General features: G+C 43.0%; 16 protein-coding genes. 8 read left to right on the forward strand and 8 right to left on the reverse strand.

Annotation, left to right across the window (positions count from 1 at the left end; translation table 11 throughout):
- Nucleotides 1–79: 79 nt before the first annotated feature.
- The 6 genes from DBK98_RS05630 to DBK98_RS05655 form a co-directional block, all read right to left on the reverse strand.
- Nucleotides 80–1,537, reverse strand: a complete 1,458-nt coding sequence (locus DBK98_RS05630; RefSeq protein WP_005779273.1) for a UDP-N-acetylmuramoyl-L-alanyl-D-glutamate--2,6-diaminopimelate ligase — start codon at nucleotides 1,535–1,537, stop codon at nucleotides 80–82.
- A 17-nt stretch (nucleotides 1,538–1,554) separates the two neighbouring features.
- Nucleotides 1,555–3,654 carry a penicillin-binding protein gene (locus DBK98_RS05635; RefSeq protein ID WP_032531123.1) on the reverse strand — a complete coding sequence of 700 codons (2,100 nt, stop codon included), beginning with the start codon at nucleotides 3,652–3,654 and terminating at the stop codon, nucleotides 1,555–1,557.
- A 27-nt stretch (nucleotides 3,655–3,681) separates the two neighbouring features.
- A complete protein-coding gene (locus DBK98_RS05640) occupies nucleotides 3,682–4,023 on the reverse strand; it encodes an FtsL-like putative cell division protein (protein ID WP_005779267.1) in 342 nt (113 codons plus the stop codon).
- Nucleotides 4,024–4,051: 28 nt separating this feature from the next.
- On the reverse strand, nucleotides 4,052–4,966 hold the full coding sequence (gene rsmH, locus DBK98_RS05645) for a 16S rRNA (cytosine(1402)-N(4))-methyltransferase RsmH (RefSeq protein WP_005812144.1): 915 nt from the start codon (nucleotides 4,964–4,966) through the stop codon (nucleotides 4,052–4,054).
- A 20-nt stretch (nucleotides 4,967–4,986) separates the two neighbouring features.
- A complete protein-coding gene (mraZ, locus tag DBK98_RS05650; RefSeq protein ID WP_022012506.1) occupies nucleotides 4,987–5,439 on the reverse strand; it encodes a division/cell wall cluster transcriptional repressor MraZ in 453 nt (150 codons plus the stop codon).
- A gap of 106 nt (nucleotides 5,440–5,545) precedes the next feature.
- Complete coding sequence (locus DBK98_RS05655) at nucleotides 5,546–6,046, reverse strand: HU family DNA-binding protein (protein WP_005812140.1); 501 nt, start codon at nucleotides 6,044–6,046, stop codon at nucleotides 5,546–5,548.
- A gap of 528 nt (nucleotides 6,047–6,574) precedes the next feature.
- Between DBK98_RS05655 and DBK98_RS05660 the strand changes: the two genes are divergently transcribed.
- From DBK98_RS05660 to DBK98_RS05670, 3 genes are read left to right on the forward strand one after another with little or no spacing between them, the layout of a single operon-like run.
- Nucleotides 6,575–6,829, forward strand: a complete 255-nt coding sequence (locus DBK98_RS05660; protein WP_254700832.1) for a hypothetical protein — start codon at nucleotides 6,575–6,577, stop codon at nucleotides 6,827–6,829.
- On the forward strand, nucleotides 6,822–7,862 hold the full coding sequence (locus DBK98_RS05665; RefSeq protein ID WP_234072605.1) for a 6-bladed beta-propeller: 1,041 nt from the start codon (nucleotides 6,822–6,824) through the stop codon (nucleotides 7,860–7,862). The genes DBK98_RS05660 and DBK98_RS05665 overlap by 8 nt, the downstream gene beginning before the upstream one ends.
- Nucleotides 7,822–8,367 (forward strand): hypothetical protein, encoded by a 546-nt coding sequence (locus DBK98_RS05670; RefSeq protein WP_032536461.1) that lies wholly within the window; start codon nucleotides 7,822–7,824, stop codon nucleotides 8,365–8,367. The genes DBK98_RS05665 and DBK98_RS05670 overlap by 41 nt, the downstream gene beginning before the upstream one ends.
- A 98-nt stretch (nucleotides 8,368–8,465) precedes the next feature.
- Here DBK98_RS05670 and DBK98_RS05675 read toward each other — a convergent pair whose 3' ends face one another.
- On the reverse strand, nucleotides 8,466–8,972 hold the full coding sequence (locus DBK98_RS05675) for an RNA polymerase sigma factor (RefSeq protein ID WP_005779258.1): 507 nt from the start codon (nucleotides 8,970–8,972) through the stop codon (nucleotides 8,466–8,468).
- 602 nt (nucleotides 8,973–9,574) lie between these two features.
- On the opposite strand from DBK98_RS05675, the gene DBK98_RS05680 reads away from it, so the two are divergent.
- From DBK98_RS05680 to DBK98_RS05695, 4 genes are all read left to right on the forward strand, one after another.
- Nucleotides 9,575–11,734, forward strand: coding sequence for a TonB-dependent receptor (locus DBK98_RS05680; protein ID WP_032536460.1), 2,160 nt, complete (start codon nucleotides 9,575–9,577; stop codon nucleotides 11,732–11,734).
- A complete protein-coding gene (locus DBK98_RS05685; protein WP_005812125.1) occupies nucleotides 11,731–12,219 on the forward strand; it encodes a DUF4625 domain-containing protein in 489 nt (162 codons plus the stop codon). Before DBK98_RS05680 ends, DBK98_RS05685 begins: the two co-directional genes overlap by 4 nt.
- A 258-nt stretch (nucleotides 12,220–12,477) precedes the next feature.
- The gene (locus DBK98_RS05690) at nucleotides 12,478–13,296 is read left to right on the forward strand and encodes a 1-acyl-sn-glycerol-3-phosphate acyltransferase (RefSeq protein WP_005812123.1); all 819 of its coding nucleotides are present in this window, start codon (nucleotides 12,478–12,480) and stop codon (nucleotides 13,294–13,296) included.
- 30 nt (nucleotides 13,297–13,326) lie between these two features.
- Nucleotides 13,327–14,340 (forward strand): GNAT family N-acetyltransferase, encoded by a 1,014-nt coding sequence (locus DBK98_RS05695; protein WP_005822786.1) that lies wholly within the window; start codon nucleotides 13,327–13,329, stop codon nucleotides 14,338–14,340.
- Here DBK98_RS05695 and DBK98_RS05700 read toward each other — a convergent pair.
- Nucleotides 14,312–15,640: a deoxyguanosinetriphosphate triphosphohydrolase gene (locus tag DBK98_RS05700; protein WP_032531048.1), complete on the reverse strand. Its 1,329-nt coding sequence runs from the start codon at nucleotides 15,638–15,640 to the stop codon at nucleotides 14,312–14,314. The genes DBK98_RS05695 and DBK98_RS05700 overlap by 29 nt on opposite strands.
- Nucleotides 15,641–15,741: 101 nt before the next feature.
- On the opposite strand from DBK98_RS05700, the gene dut reads away from it, so the two are divergent.
- Complete coding sequence (gene dut / locus DBK98_RS05705; RefSeq protein ID WP_005812117.1) at nucleotides 15,742–16,176, forward strand: dUTP diphosphatase; 435 nt, start codon at nucleotides 15,742–15,744, stop codon at nucleotides 16,174–16,176.
- Nucleotides 16,177–16,198 lie beyond the last annotated feature (22 nt).

Below are 16,198 nucleotides of genomic sequence, written 5' to 3' on the forward strand. Positions count from 1 at the left end.
TATTTACAATGAGACGATTTATGGTTTACGATTGAAGGAATCAGGCATTTGGCATCGGAATTACTTCAATCATTGTCCGTTAAATAGTCAATGAAAAAATCTCTTTTAAAACCTCTTTATCATCAAAGTGATGTTTCACTCCTTTGATTTCCTGATAATTCTCGTGTCCTTTTCCGGCAACCAGAATCACATCTCCTTTTTCAGCAAGCATGCAAGCCGTGCGTATAGCTTCCTTACGGTCTGCAATGCTCAGTGTTTTTTTCTTGTCTTCGTTGTCCAGTCCGGCCAACATGTCGTTGATGATGTCCTGTGGCTCTTCGAAGCGTGGATTGTCTGAGGTGATGATAACCCGGTCGCTTGCCTTGGCTGCTTCTTTTGCCATGATGGGACGTTTGCCTTTATCCCGGTTGCCACCGGCACCGACTACAGTAATCACTTTGCCCTTTCCTTCAAGCACTCCATGTATGGCGTTCAAGACGTTGACCAAAGCATCCGGTGTGTGTGCATAGTCTACGATTGCTGTATATCCTTGCGGGGAGCGTATGGCATCGAAACGTCCGGCAACAGGATGCAACGTACTAAGTGCAACCAATACCTCCTCTTCCTTCTTACCCAGTAAAACGGCGGCGCCGAATACGGCCAATAAATTCGAAGCATTGAATCTTCCGATAAACTGCACTGCGAGCTCATGATTGTTGAAGTCAAGAAGCATTCCCTCAAAATGTGACTCCAGTACTTTCCCTTTGAAGTCACTCAGGCTGCGGAGAGAATACGTGTATACTTTCGACTTCGTATTCTGCGTCATCACGAGTCCGTTTTTGTCGTCCAGATTGGTGAGGCTGAAAGAACTTTTAGGCAGTTCATCGAAGAATTTCTTTTTTGCTTTCAGATAATTCTCTACTGTTTTATGGTAGTCCAGATGATCGCGTGTCAGGTTCGTAAAGATGCCGCCGGCAAACTTCAGTCCGCTGATTCTTTTTTGCGCGATGGAGTGCGAACTTACTTCCATGAAAGCATATTTGCAGCCTTCGTCTGCCATACGTCCCAAAAGACGGTTCAGCGTAATCGGGTCAGGAGTAGTGTGTTCGGTAGGGATGGCTTCATCGTCTATATAATTGCATACCGTAGAGATAAGCCCCACTTTGTAACCGAAATACCGGAATGTATTATATAATAAGGTGGCAATCGTCGTCTTTCCATTTGTACCGGTGACACCCACCAGTTCCATTTTCGAAGTCGGGTCTCCATAGAAAGCCGTAGCTACTTTACCAACGGCATCTTCACTGTCGGTTACCTGAATGTAGGTAATTTCTTCGTTTAGTTCTGCAGGTAACTCTTCGCAGAGAATGGCTATGGCTCCTTTCTCAATTGCTGCCGGGATATAGGCATGTCCGTCGGTTTGTGTACCGCGCATGGCCATAAACAAATGGCCGGACCCTACCTGTCTGGAGTCGATGTCAACTCCGGTTATTTCGATATCCTGATTTCCGGTTATTTTTACCGGATGGATAGATGTTAGAATCTCTTTTAATTTCATACCTTAATCTATAATAATCAATTCAGATGGATACTGATGGTTTGTCCTTTCTTTATTGTAGTACCCTGGGGCAACGATTGGCTTCTCACTTTGCCAACTCCCGACAGAGCCACTTTCAATCCTTTGCTTTCCAGCAGGTAAACAGCATCTTTGGCTCCCATGCCGATAACGCTGGGTACAAAGTTCCGTAATTGTTCCTTTCCCTGCAGGATCACTGCTTTGGGAGCTGCCTGTGCATGTCCCCAAACTTCTTTATTCTTTTTAGTTTTAAACTCTGCCTGAGTCTGAATATTCAATCCTTCCAATACTTGTCTGGCCTCTGTCATTTCGCCTGCTTTAACATCGGGAATCACTACCGTATTGGTATCGATTGCGTTCCGAATGTCCAAACGTAGGTCTTTGGCATACACTCTTTCGGCAATTTTGCTGAAAACGCTACCGGCCATCAAGCCCCCGGAGGCAGGAGGATTTGGCTTTTGTATGGAAACGATACAGCTATACTTTGGAGCTTCTGAGGGAAAGTATCCGCAGAAACTGACCAGATAGTTCACTCCTCCCGATGTATATCCGGCAGCACCTTGTGAGATCTGCGCCGTACCCGTCTTACCCGAAACGGCAAATTGTTTGGAGCCTGCCGGGGCTGCCAGACCTTCATGCACAACCTTATAAAGAATCTCCTGTATTTGTTTCAGGGTCCGTTCCGAACAGATTCTCGGATTGATAATTTCTGTCGGATATTCTTTCACTATTTCACCATTTTTTATGGCTGCTTTCACAAATTTGGGACGCACCATAACACCGTTATTGGCAATGGCATTGTAGAAAGTAAGGATATTCATCGGTGGTACCTGGGTCTCATAGCCGATGCTCATCCACGGCAGAGTAGTTTTTGCAAAGTAACGCTCTTTCGGACCTTTGATATTAGGCTTACCTTCTCCGGCTATTTGCAATTGGAGAGGCTGATCGATACTCATTCGTTTCAGTCCGTCGACAAACTTTTGCGGGTTACTACCATAATATTTATCAATAATGCTGGATGTACCCACATTTGAAGATACTTCCAGTATTTGTGTAACTGTCAATGGACCATATCCGCCTTTGCGCCAATTCCAATCTTTCATGGGACGACCGTACATCATCTTGACACCATTGCCTGTGTCTATTACATCTTCCGGTGTGATTTTACCGTCTTCAAGTGCCACCATGATAGAAGCTGTCTTAAAGGTAGAACCCGGCTCGAGCATATCACTGATGGCATTGTTTCTCATTTCATAATAGTTGCCGTCTCCGGCTTTCATCATGTTTACGATGGCTTTAACCTCTCCGGTCGCTACTTCCATCAATACGGCTACTCCTACTTTGGCATTCAGCTCTTTCAGTTTATCGGTCAGGGCCTTTTCACAAATATCCTGCATGCCTACATCAATCGTAGAAAGAAGGTCACAACCATCTACCGGAGGAATATCTACAATATTCAGGTATTTATTCATCACTTTTTGCCGGTGGGTAATCCCGTCATGCCCCTTCAGTATGGAGTCAAAAGCTAACTCTATGCCATTCTTGGCACCTTGGGCGGTGTCAGCATATAAGTCCCCCAGTGTGCGGGCTGCAAGTGAACCAAAAGGTTTTTTTCTTTGGTTATAAGCTAACTCGTGGAAACCGCCTTTGTATTTATTCAGGTTGAATACCGGCAGGCGTTTGGCTTCTTTATATTGGATGTATGAAATACGTTTTGGATAAATCAGATAGTTGCGACTTCCCTGTTTCCGTCCTTTTTTAAGGTGCGCTTTAAATTCCGAAGCACTTTTATCAGGGAATATCTTATGGAGTCCTGCACATATTTCGTCCAGATGATTCATCAGCATGGTGTCCTTCTTTACTCCACCGGCTTTGAAATCCATATAAATGCGATATTCCGGCAGCGAACTGGCCATTAGTTTGCCGTCGGAAGAGATGATGTTTCCGCGGTTGGGCTTTACTGTTACATTTTCTTTGACGAAACGGTCGGCTACATCCTGCCAATATTGACGTTCGGCAAACATCGTGATGCCTGCTTTGACAACAATGGCTACTCCAATCAATCCCATCAGCAGGATGACGAAGAAGTAACGGGTCATTATATTTTTCTTGTTTACAGCCATCTTTTATTTCGTTCTGATTAAATAAGGTGGATTGGTCGATGTCTGCAAATCACTTTCTTTGGTGGATATATAGTCCTCTATTCGTGACTGGCGGCTTTTTTCCATCAGTTCCGAACTTCGGGTCAGTGCATCGTATTTGATGTCAATCAGCTCTTTTTTCAACTTGTCTATTTCGATTTGCTGTTGCTGGCTTGCGTAACGATTATGAATGTAGAAAATGACAAGCACCATAATCAGTACCAGCAATTTAGTCTGGCGGCGAAAAAAATCCGTTGCCAGAATATCACCTCCCAGAATACTTTTCAGGGAATTGCTTTTCTTCTTTTTTGCTTCTTTATCTTCCATTTCACTTCTCTTATTTCACTCTGTTCTCTTACTTCTTTTCGGCTATTCTCAGTTTGGCACTGCGTGAACGCGGATTGCGTGCTATCTCTTCTTCATCGGGCACAATTACTTTGTTGTTTACCAGGCGGAAGGGAGTTTGCAGGTTGCCGAAAAAGTCCTGCGTTGTTTTACCTTCTACATTACCGGTTTTCATGATGTTTTTCACCATACGATCTTCCAAAGAGTGATAGGTGATTACCACCAGCCGTCCTCCTGGCTTCAATGCTTCTGTTGCTGCCATCAGCATTTCCTTCAGTGCTTCCATTTCCTGGTTTACTTCAATGCGGAGTGCCTGAAATACCTTTGCCAATTCTTTCTTTTCGCGTTCGCGTCCGAAAAGCGGTTTCACTACTTCAAGAAATTCACCGATCGTTTCTATTTTCTGTCCGCTGCGTGCTTTGACTATGACGGAAGCCAGTTTGCGGCTGTTTTTCAGTTCACCATATAGGTAAAAAATATCTGCCAGGCGTTCTTCTTCGTATGTATTTACCACATCGGCCGCTGTGATGCCTGCACGCTTATTCATGCGCATATCCAGTTTTCCGTCAAAGCGGAAAGAGAATCCCCGTTCACTGTCATCGAAGTGATGTGAAGATACTCCCAGATCAGCCAATATGGAATCTACTCCTTCAATATCGTGGTAGCGCAGAAAATTATGCAAATAACGGAAATTGCTCCGTACAAAAGTGAAGTGCGGGTCGTTTACAATGTTACGTTCGGCATCCTCGTCCTGATCGAAACCCAACAGGCGTCCGCCGTTTCCAAGACGCGAAAGTATTTCGCGGGAATGTCCTCCCCCGCCGAAGGTAACGTCTACATACGTCCCGTCCGGGGTAATGTTCATGGCATCTACGCTTTCCTTCAGCAGTACCGGTACATGATATGTTGTTTCTTCTTCTTTCATTTTACCTCTTTGTTCGTTGTTCACCGTTCTTCTTTCATAATTTCCTCCAGGGCTGCACCAAATGCATCGGGGGCCATAAAGGGCATTTCCGTACGTTCCTTAGCCCATATTTCTATCTTGCTGTCTACGCCGATAAAGCGCACGTCGCTTTGTATACCGGCTATTTGCAGATAGCGTTTGGGTATTAATATCCGCCCGTTTCCGTCTATCGTGATAATTTCTACATCACTGACGAATTGGCGGAAGATAAGTTGGTGGTTAGCGTTCCATTTATTTAGTCGTTGCCGGAGTTCATTCAGCTCTTCATTCCAGACTTCTTCCGGATAGAGTACCAAGCAGTCTTGAAATACGTCTTTGCGCATGATGAGCTTGTCTTCAGAACCGGCTTGTAGCTGCCGTCTGAATTGGGCGGGGATAAAAACTCTTCCTTTCGCGTCCGCCTTAGCTTCAATATTGCCTAAAAAACGTATCATTTCACCTTATTATAATAAGCGACCGTAAAAGTAGGTATTTCCCCACAATTCCCCACAATTTTCCACCAAAAACTTTCGGAGAAGTTTTCAACCGATTGTTAATTGCTTATTCGTCTGATAATGAATTATGTTCGGAGATGCTTTGCTGGTGGGGGATAGAGTCGGTTGTGTCCTTCCCGGAGCCGTTTTGTGGCTTTGTGGGCTTCCGTCCGTATTTTAGTTGCAGGCTGACAAAATCGGTTTTCCTCACGTTGTTCAGGAAAGTCGGGGCGGCTTTGAAGCAAATGCGGGATACCCATACTTTGTTGGCGGTACATTCTTCCGGTTTATCCACCGCTTCACTGGTGATGCTGGGATAAAAATTGCCCAATCCATCGATAGAAACGGTGCGGCCTTCCTTCAAGTGGGCGGCAATAATGTCCGATAGTTGAGTAAGTGCAGAGAGTACGTCTCCGTTTTGAAGAGAACTTCTTTCTGCGAGCTGATTAGCAATCTGTACACTGTTTACAGGCTTTTTCTGTAAAGCTCGTGTTGTGGCATAATATCGTTCTTTGACGACACCTTTACTTTTGTCTACTTTCTTAGTGACTGCGTAGTTGATGGACATTCGTATTTTAGGTTTTTAATATGAATACATTTCCTTTTTGTCTCTTATTATATAGGTATATAACATCTATAAGTTATGTTTAAAAACATTCGGATGTTTTAATAAATAACATCCGGATGTTCTGATATAAAAAATCCGGGTGTTTTGATGTATAACATCCGGATGTTTTATATCATAAATTTTGAGCAAAGATATGCTAAAGTATGGAGATGCACAAGTGAGAAAGGTATTATTGTGCGTTTTTTTGTTGGTTTGGGGGCTTTCTTTATGAAGTTGGTCTGGAGGGTGGTTTGGTTTTGTGTGTTATTTTGTAGTTTCAGCCGTATATTTAAGAAAAATAATATAAAATAGATTGTGCTTTAATAAAAATATTCATATATTGCAAAACATTATATGAATATTGTGCTTTTTGATAAACTTATAATGAAAATAATTATGAAACGGAACGTTTTTAGTTTGATTGTAGTACTTATGGCTACTGTCTCTTTTGTTAACGTGTGGATCTCAGTTACTTCTACTAATAAAAAAATGAAGATCCGACTTGCCGCTATAGAGGCGATGGCAATGATTGAGGCTGAAACTCCTGGGGATACTGAACTTTCACTTGCGGGAGCTTGTAAGATTACGTCTAATTGTTATAATTGGGCAGGGAATGTTGACGGCAGTATTACTTGCTGGGGTGCCATTGTAAGCGAGGAATCAGGACGGAAGGGACTGTTTTTATCAAAGAGATTCGTTGGGTGGAGTGTGACGGTAAAAAAACAGAATGTTGATTATGGATGATCTGTTGGAAGTTTTAGATAGGAGGAGCTTGATAGGCTTTTTGCTATTGAGTCCGGTTTGGGCACTGTTGTTTGGGGGATGTGGACATGCGACCGATTCTTCGGAGAAAATGCTGAAATGTGAACTGGTTTCTTATATAAAGAGTTATCCTGATTCTTCATTTTTTTCTCAGGTGAGTACAATGCAATATCAGGATGGTAAAATTTATGTGTTAGATGAGGCTCGGAGAGATGTCGCTACCATGAATTTGGAGTTTTCTGATTTCAGTTTGATTGGGAAGCCCGGAGAAGGACCTGGCGAGTTGGCTCGACCTGTAGGACTTTATGTTGAGAAGGACACGGTCTATATACTGGATGGGGGTACCGTGAGTGTGAAAAAATATGTTAATTCAGAATTTATATCCTCTTTTTCTGTCCCTGCTGCAAACTCGTATCGTTTTTTTATGAATAAGGACACTGCTTTTTTATCATCAGTTACTGATTCCACTTTTTATATGAAGAGTGCCGAAAACTGGCAGAGGGGTGATTTGTCTGCACTTGTTTTTGCGGGAGATGTTCATGATTTTGGTGATGTTAAAAGAAACGCTTCGCTAAATCAGAGACATTTAGTGAGGGATGACACTTCGTTGTATGGTATTGCAAGTAGTTCTTCCTTATTAGGAAAATATGATTTATTATCCAATAGACAAGAGGGTACTTTCGATCTGACATCCATTTCTTTAATGAAAGAAAATTTGGCTTACGAAAAGAGTCAACCCTATGATCCGCGGAGTTATTATGTTTTTATTTCAGATGTTTACACAATGAATGGTAAATTGTATCTGCTTTGTGCGGAATTGAAAGATCGGGACAAAGGAGGGTTTCGGGTAAATAAGATATTGAGTTTGAAAACAGAACCTAAGTTGCAGTTGGATGCTATTTATGTACTCCCGGGTAAAATTTATACCTCCTTCTGTGTTACTCCTGATTATATTTTCGCAACAAATTATAGTAATGAACGTATTGAAAAATTGGCTTTTCCTGTTCCCGATTAGTGTTTTTGTGTTGCTTACATTTAGTTGTAGTGGGGTAAAAAGCTCTGATGCGGAGAAGCTAATATCGGGACAAACAAGAGTTCAAAACCTAATAGAGAAGGATATTGCTTGGCTGGTGGGCAAGAGAATAAATAGTGTTGATTCCATTCTGTCTGATGACATATCGCATGAAAAAGTTCTGTTTTTATTTAACTATCACGATTGTGGTACCTGTGTTAAAACAGGGTTTACTATTGTTAATAGTATAGATAAAAAGAAAGGAAAGGAGTATGTGAAGGTAATTGGTTCTATGATTTCAGGTTTGGCATCTGTGCAGCGCTTTAATGAGTATCATGGATTTATTTATATAGATACAAAAGATTTGATAAGGAGAGAACTCAAATATGTTCCTACGCCAATGTTATTGCGTCTGGATGTTGATAATCGCATTGTTAAGGCATTAATTCCAACTACCGGAATAGATAATCAAGCTGTCAAAGTGTTTGTTGAATCTTGTGTGAAATGATAAAAGGAGCAGAAAGGGAATCACTCTCTTCCTGCTCCTTGATACACAACTAAAAATCTGCACTAAAATGATTTATTGAAATCGACAATGTATGTGGCCTATTGTCTAAAGTCTTTCAGTTCTTCCTGTAGACGCTGGCGAGTGAAAAAGATGCGGCTTTTTACTGTTCCGAGCGGCAGGTCCAGTTTCTCGGCTATTTCTCGGTATTTGAATCCGGAAACATGCATGGAGAAAGGTACTTTATATTCTTTGGGTAATGAATTGACAATGCGGTGCATTTCTTTCAAGTCATAACGGCTTTCGGTGCTGTCGAATCCGGACTCTTGCGGAAGGCTCAGGTGATAGAGGTTATCGGTCTGATCTACAAAAGTCTGATCGCGTACCACTTTACGGTAGTTGTTAATGAAGATGTTGCGCATGATAGTGTACATCCATCCTTTAAAGTTAGTGTCGGGAGTATATTTATCTTCGTTATCTAACGCTTTAAGAGAGGTTTCCTGCAACAAATCGTTTGCTTCTTCACGGTCGGTTGTTAGTTTGTATGCAAAGCGAAGTAGTTCTTCCTGAACTCCAATTAAATCTTTTCTGAAGCTTAAACTTTTCATAACGTTGCTTTTTAAATTGTGAATATTCGTTGTTTTTCGATGATGCAAGTTTACGGCATTTTTTTAATTGTGATGGGGGAAATTTAGGCTTAAAACAGGGCGAAAACTGTCAAATGATAGTTTTTAGGTGTATTTTGATAGTTTTTGGGTGTTTTTGAGACAAGAGGTTTTCTATCTTTGCGTCGGTTTAAATATGAATGGGCATGAGGAGAAATACTATACATAGGATTTGGCTTGCATGGATGTTGCTGATGACATTCATGCCCTTGTCCGTGGTGAAGGTTTTTCATAATCATTGCGATGAAACATCGGTAACCTGCACAAATACGCAGCCCGGGAAAACACATCACGCATGTGACACCTGTCCCATTTGCCAATTCATGCTTTCTCCATTCATCGAGACGTCTCCTGCTCTTTTGACTTATATACCTTTCTATATAAGATGGGAGACCGGAACTTTTCAGGATAAGAAGCTTGCTACTGCTTTTTATCCGCATTATCTTCGCGGACCTCCTTCCAATTTTCGTCATATCGTATAATTTCTCGGGCAGATATCTGTTGTTTGCCCGTTTATCAGTTTTATCTAACTAAAACGATTAAGTATGCGTATCGGATTTATTTCGGGTATGCTGGGTGGATTGTGTTTAACCTCTACCTTGCATGCCCAGGAGCCCGATTCACTGAAAGCTGTGTCCTTATCCGAAGTGGTGGTGACGGAGAGTTACCGACATCTGAAGAATAAGAATTCGACATGGCATATGGAGGTGGTAGGGAAGGAGTTTTTGCGTGAACACTTCACTGGCAACTTGATACAGACTCTTGGAACGATTCCGGGAATACATTCGATGGATGTCGGTTCGGGCTTTTCTAAGCCGATGATCCGGGGAATGGGATTCAACCGGATTTCGGTTGTAGAGAATGGAATCAAGCAAGAGGGACAACAGTGGGGAGCCGATCATGGGCTGGAACTGGATGCATTCAATGCAGGACAGGTGACTATCCGTAAAGGACCTGCTTCACTGCTCTATGGCAGTGATGCTATGGGAGGTGCTATTGAATTGGCTCCATTACCATTACCCACCAGTAACCAGTTGCTTGGTGAAGCGGACTTGCTGGGAAAATCTGTAAACGGAACGTTGGGAGGCTCGCTGATGCTTGGAATAAAGAAAGACGCCTGGTATACCTGGGCGAGATATTCGGAGCAGCATTTTGGCGATTATCGTATTCCGGCAGATACCATTGTGTATCTTACCCAACGGATGCCTGTCTATCACCGGAAACTGAAAAACACGGCAGGTTTTGAGCGAGATGTCAGTTGGACAGCCGGTTTCAGGTATGGACGATACAAGTCTTCCTATTCAGTAAGTAATGTTTTTCAGAAAACCGGTTTCTTTCCCGGAGCACACGGTATTCCTGATATATCGCGTTTGCAGGATGATGGGAACAGCCGCAATATAGAACTACCTTACAGTCAGGTGAACCATCTGAAGGTATCTGCCCAGCAGAGCTTCTTGTGGGATCGATCTGCATTGATATGGGATATCGGCTATCAGAAGAATCATCGTGAGGAATGGAGCCGGTTTCATACCCATTATGATACTCAGCCCGTTCCGGAGAAGGATCCTGACAAAGAGTTGGCTTTTATATTGAATACTTATAGTTCGGCTGTTAAGTTGAAGTTGTTTGGAGCTGCTTCGTGGCAACATATAGCAGGTTGGGATATACAGTATCAGAGGAATACTATTTCCGGATATTCATTCCTTTTGCCTGCTTACCGGAGATTCACCACAGGGGCTTTCTGGATGACAACTTACCGTCCGGGTCCTGCTTTGTCAGTCAGTGGGGGCTTTCGCTATGATTACGGAAAGATAGATGCATCTGCTTATACTGATCCTTATCTTGCGATTTATCTGCGGGAGCAGGGATATGATGATGATTTTATCCGGAAATATGAGTGGCGTAGCTATGCTGTCCATCGCCATTTTGGTGATTATTCCGGTTCGCTGGGAGTGGTGTGGACCCCTTCCGGAGGACACATGCTTCAAGTGAATATCGGGCATAGTTTCCGCTTGCCGGGGGCCAATGAACTGGCATCGAACGGTGTTCATCACGGCACTTTCCGTCATGAACAGGGAGATGCGGCTCTTTCGTCCGAGCGTGGTTGGCAACTGGATGTCTCGTATACCTATGAGAATGGTCCGTTATCGGTCAATTTTTCGCCATTTATCAGTTGGTTCAGCAATTACATCTTTCTTCGGCCTACCGGAGAATGGTCGGTGTTGCCCCATGCCGGACAGATTTACCGTTATACCGGTGCGGAAGCGTTGTTTGCGGGTGGTGAGGCGACAGTGGGAATTGACTTTTTACGTCATTTCAACTATCGTGTCAGTGGAGAATATGTCTATACTTATAATTGTGACGAACATATTCCCCTGAGTTTTTCCCCTCCGGCTTCCCTTCGCAATACGCTGACGTGGAGGTATAAAAACTTCAGTATTTATGGTGAGGTGCAGCACATTGCCGCACAACACCGGGTAGCACGGAATGAGGATCCTACTCCCGGAGCGCAGTTACTGAATGCCGGGATATCCGCCAATCTCCGAATGGGAGGTGTATTAGCAGAAATTACTTTATCGGGTCGGAATTTATCCGATACCAGATATCTTAATCACCTTAGTTTTTACCGGAAAGTTGAAATCCCGGAACCGGGACGTAACTTTCAGATTTTAATTAAAGTACCATTTAAAAGTTTATTAAAATGAAAACCAGAATTTATTTATCAATAATCGGCCTGATGGCTTTTTCTTTCTTGTTTGTGTCCTGTTCAAAAGATGACGAAGGCGATACGGTAAAGCCCGTTATTAATCTGTTGGAACCTGAAGAAGGTGCAGTGTTGAAGATCGGAGATGCTAACGGAGTGCATTTTGAGATGGATATAGCTGATAACGAAGCAATTGCTTCCTATAAGATTAATATTCATAATAATTTTGACGGCCATTCGCATACCAGGGCTTCAGAAGGAGGAACAACCAAACCTTTTGCTTTTGAGAGAACATATACGGATAAGGCAGGCCAAAAACAGGCGCGTGTACATAACCATGACATTAAGATACCGGCAGATGCCACTCCGGGAAATTATCATCTGATGGTATACTGTTTGGACCGGTCTGGTAATGAAACTTACGTAGCACGTAATATCGTATTAAGTACGACAGGCGGTGTAGAGAGTGAGCATCACCATGATTAAGTGGAATACCTGAATATGGACAGGACCATACCGACGGATGGGAAGTTTAAACTCCCGTCTTCGGGCATGGCCCTCTTTTGTGTATTGTTCTTTATCGCTTGATTATTAGCACTCTTTCTTCTCTTTTTTCTTCTCCATTTTCTCATAAATCGCCTTCTTTTTCTTTTTTTGATAGGACAAAATCTGTATTTTCTACCGATTTATTGCGATTAATAAAAAAGAACAGTTAATTTTGCGCAATCATTTCATCTAAAAAGAATGGCTGACGACTCTTTATTTTTAATAGATATTGATAAGATACTTCAGACGAAAGCTCCGAAGCACTCCAAGTACATACCAAAGTTTGTCGTCTCCTATCTGAAGAGAATCGTTCATCAGGAGGAACTAAACGTTTTTCTGCGCGACTCAAAAGATAAAGTGGGAGTGGATTTTCTGGAGGCTTGTCTTGAGTTTCTGGATGCAAAGCTGGATGTGAAAGGACTGGAAAATATTCCGAAAGATGGTTTATATACGTTTGTGTCCAATCATCCGTTGGGAGGACAGGACGGAGTTTCTCTCGGGTATATTTTGGGACGCCGTTTTGACGGGAAGGTGAAGTATCTGGTAAATGATTTGTTGATGAATCTTCGCGGATTGGCACCCTTGTGTATTCCTATTAATAAAACGGGCAAGCAGGCCAAAGATTTTCCGAAGATGGTAGAAGCCGGATTCAAGTCGGATGACCAACTCATTATGTTTCCTGCGGGACTCTGTTCCCGGCGTCGGAATGGAGTGATCCGGGACCCTGACTGGAAGAAAACATTTATCGTAAAAAGTGTCCAGTTCCAGCGTGATGTGGTTCCTGTCCATTTTGAGGGTCGTAATTCTGATTTCTTTTATAATTTGGCTAATGTCTGCAAGACACTGGGGATCAAATTCAATATTGCTATGCTTTATTTGGCAGACGAGATGCTGAAAAATCGTCATAAAACATTTACTGTCACTTTCGGTAAACCCATTCCATGGCAGACTTTCGATAAATCGAAAACTCCGGCAGAGTGGGCACAGTATGTGAAAGATATCGTGTATAAACTGTAACAGATTAAGGAACAACTACTAACAAAGTATATGGAAGAAGTTATTGAACCGGTAAGCAAGGAGCTGATTAAAGCTGAGTTGACTGAAGACAAGCGGCTACGTATGACCAATAAGAGTAATAACCAGATATATATTATTACTTATCAGGATTCTCCCAATATTATGCGGGAGATCGGGCGTTTGCGTGAGATTGCTTTTCGGGCAGCAGGAGGCGGTACGGGATTATCGATGGATATCGATGAGTATGACACCATGGAGAATCCGTATAAACAATTGATTGTCTGGAATCCTGAAGCAGAAGAAATTCTGGGAGGTTATCGGTACATTCTGGGGACAGACGTACGTTTTGACGAGCATGGTGCGCCGGTTCTCGCTACTTCACACATGTTTAATTTCTCGGATAAATTTGTGAAGGAGTTCCTGCCTACGACTATTGAACTTGGACGTTCGTTCGTTACGTTGGAATATCAGTCAACCCGTGCCGGAAGCAAGGGATTATTTGCCTTGGATAATTTGTGGGACGGATTGGGAGCATTGACAGTAGTTATGCCGAATGTGAAATATTTCTTTGGTAAAGTAACCATGTATCCCAGTTATCACCGTCAGGGGAGAGACATGATTCTGTATTTCCTGAAGAAACATTTTGGGGATAAAGACGGACTCATTACCCCGATGAAACCGCTTGAGATGGAAACAGAAGAGGCGGAACTGGCGAGAATCTTCTGCAAAGATTCATTTAAAGATGATTATCGGATACTGAACGGTGAGATCCGTAAGCTTGGCTTTAATATCCCCCCTCTGGTAAATGCTTATATGAGTCTGAGCCCGACTATGCGTATGTTTGGCACGGCTATTAATTATGGATTTGGAGATGTGGAGGAAACCGGTATCCTGATTGCTGTAGACGAAATTCTTGAAGAAAAGCGCATGCGTCACATCGAATCGTTTGTTAAGAACGATCCGGAAGACTGCCAGATAACTTCCGGTGTAAATAAAGTTTTCACTCCGAAAGTGGTTACACCGCAGGAAGACTGTTCCCGTTAATTTTACGATAAAGATCCAGGGCAAAGACATCGGTCATGCCCGAAATATAATCAAGCACCGCCTGTACTCTTTCGTAGAGTGCAGGCGCTTTTATATTATATTGCCCTGATACGCGGTTAATAAGCAGCTGTGAATAGGCTTTCTCCGGCGAAGTGACAGCATCTATCATTAATTCAAGGAGCGTGTTGATGACCCGGAAACCTGCTAACTCAATGTCCAGTACGTCCCGTGAACGGTAAATCTTCTTAAACGATACTTCCGAGCAATGTTTGTATGCTTTTTCCGGACGCTCCGAGATGTGCTTGATAAGAGGTCCTTCAAATGTGCCGGAAAGGATTTCGGTTTCGTTATCTAAGAATGCCCGGGTACATTCCTTGATCAGCAGGCCAATGACAGAAGAACGGAGGTAGGCTATCTGTTCGTTTGTGTCGTTGACAATGTTGAACGTTTTACGAATACGTGATTGGCGTTCCTCTGTGAAATAAGCCAGAAGCAGCTCCTTAGTCTCTTCCGTAGTCAGGATTTTCAACTTGTGGGCATCCTCGATATCCATCATTTGGTAACAGATGTCATCGGCTGCTTCTACGAGGTAAACTAATGGATGGCGTACGTATTTTAATGGCTGATCACTAATCTGGATAAGTCCCAGTTCCGTTGCGATGCGGCGGAATCCTTCTTCTTCGGTCGTGAAAAAACCGAACTTGGACTTGTTTCCTGCAAGGCTCGATGAAAAAGGATATTTGACAATAGAAGCCAGGGTAGAATAAGTTAGTACGAATCCCCCTTTCCGGCGTCCTTCAAACTGGTGTGTCAATAAGCGGAAAGCGTTGGCATTTCCTTCAAAATGTGTCAAATCATCCCATTCCATCGGTGAAAGCTGATCTTGCAGCCGTGTTCCTTTACCTTCCGAGAAGAAAGTGGAAATCGCTTTTTCGCCGGAGTGTCCAAAGGGAGGGTTACCCAAATCGTGTGCCAGGCAGGCGGCAGAAACAATAGAGCCTATCTCCGGCAGAAAAGAGTCTTGTAATTGGGGTTGCCGTGTGAGGATCGCTTTTGATACATCATTGCCCAAAGAGCGTCCCACGCAAGATACTTCAAGACTATGCGTCAATCGGTTGTGAACAAATATACTGCCCGGGAGCGGAAAAACCTGTGTTTTGTTCTGTAACCTTCTGAAAGGGGCAGAAAAAACAAGGCGGTCGTAGTCCCGCTGAAATTCCGAACGGTTTTCCTGACGCTCCTCGTGAAACTCTTCCATGCCGAAACGTTTAGCTGAAATCAATCTTTTCCAGTCCATCATGATCTTTACAATTGGGTATTTGCACATTATTTAACTGCAAAAGTATGAATTTTAGGCTCAAATTGCGTATTTTCGCCCGTTAAATAGTAAACATACTGAATATGAACGTACAAGTAATCAATAAATCGAAGCATCCGCTTCCGGCATATGCAACCGAACTTTCTGCAGGAATGGACATCCGCGCTAATATTTCCGAACCGATTTCTTTAGAGCCGATGCAACGGTGTCTGGTTCCTACAGGACTGTTTATCGCTCTTCCACAGGGATTTGAAGCGCAAATTCGTCCTCGGAGCGGACTGGCTTTGAAGAAAGGGATTACTGTCTTGAATTCTCCCGGAACAATTGATGCCGATTATCGTGGGGAGATTTGTATTATCCTGGTGAATCTTTCGGCTGAGACGTTTGTCATTGAAGATGGGGAACGTATTGCACAGATGGTGATTGCACGTCATGAGCAGGCGATGTGGCAAGAAGTAGAGATCTTGGACGAAACGGAACGGGGTGCAGGTGGCTTCGGGCATACCGGAAGAGGATAGAAGTTCGATTGAATCAATAATT

Source organism: Bacteroides sp. PHL 2737, from assembly GCF_004115325.2.
Classification (GTDB): Bacteria; Bacteroidota; Bacteroidia; order Bacteroidales; family Bacteroidaceae; genus Bacteroides; species Bacteroides hominis.

Bases quoted from the DNA above. Each gene is read 5' to 3' on its own strand.
- DBK98_RS05630 (WP_005779273.1), bottom strand. From the start codon at position 1,537: ATGAAATTAAAAGAGATTCTAACATCTATCCATCCGGTAAAAATAACC.
- DBK98_RS05635 (WP_032531123.1), bottom strand. From the start codon at position 3,654: ATGACCCGTTACTTCTTCGTCATCCTGCTGATGGGATTGATTGGAGTA.
- DBK98_RS05640 (WP_005779267.1), bottom strand. From the start codon at position 4,023: ATGGAAGATAAAGAAGCAAAAAAGAAGAAAAGCAATTCCCTGAAAAGT.
- rsmH (WP_005812144.1), bottom strand. From the start codon at position 4,966: ATGAAAGAAGAAGAAACAACATATCATGTACCGGTACTGCTGAAGGAA.
- mraZ (WP_022012506.1), bottom strand. From the start codon at position 5,439: ATGATACGTTTTTTAGGCAATATTGAAGCTAAGGCGGACGCGAAAGGA.
- DBK98_RS05655 (WP_005812140.1), bottom strand. From the start codon at position 6,046: ATGTCCATCAACTACGCAGTCACTAAGAAAGTAGACAAAAGTAAAGGT.
- DBK98_RS05660 (WP_254700832.1), top strand. From the start codon at position 6,575: ATGAAGATCCGACTTGCCGCTATAGAGGCGATGGCAATGATTGAGGCT.
- DBK98_RS05665 (WP_234072605.1), top strand. From the start codon at position 6,822: ATGGATGATCTGTTGGAAGTTTTAGATAGGAGGAGCTTGATAGGCTTT.
- DBK98_RS05670 (WP_032536461.1), top strand. From the start codon at position 7,822: ATGAACGTATTGAAAAATTGGCTTTTCCTGTTCCCGATTAGTGTTTTT.
- DBK98_RS05675 (WP_005779258.1), bottom strand. From the start codon at position 8,972: ATGAAAAGTTTAAGCTTCAGAAAAGATTTAATTGGAGTTCAGGAAGAA.
- DBK98_RS05680 (WP_032536460.1), top strand. From the start codon at position 9,575: ATGCGTATCGGATTTATTTCGGGTATGCTGGGTGGATTGTGTTTAACC.
- DBK98_RS05685 (WP_005812125.1), top strand. From the start codon at position 11,731: ATGAAAACCAGAATTTATTTATCAATAATCGGCCTGATGGCTTTTTCT.
- DBK98_RS05690 (WP_005812123.1), top strand. From the start codon at position 12,478: ATGGCTGACGACTCTTTATTTTTAATAGATATTGATAAGATACTTCAG.
- DBK98_RS05695 (WP_005822786.1), top strand. From the start codon at position 13,327: ATGGAAGAAGTTATTGAACCGGTAAGCAAGGAGCTGATTAAAGCTGAG.
- DBK98_RS05700 (WP_032531048.1), bottom strand. From the start codon at position 15,640: ATGATGGACTGGAAAAGATTGATTTCAGCTAAACGTTTCGGCATGGAA.
- dut (WP_005812117.1), top strand. From the start codon at position 15,742: ATGAACGTACAAGTAATCAATAAATCGAAGCATCCGCTTCCGGCATAT.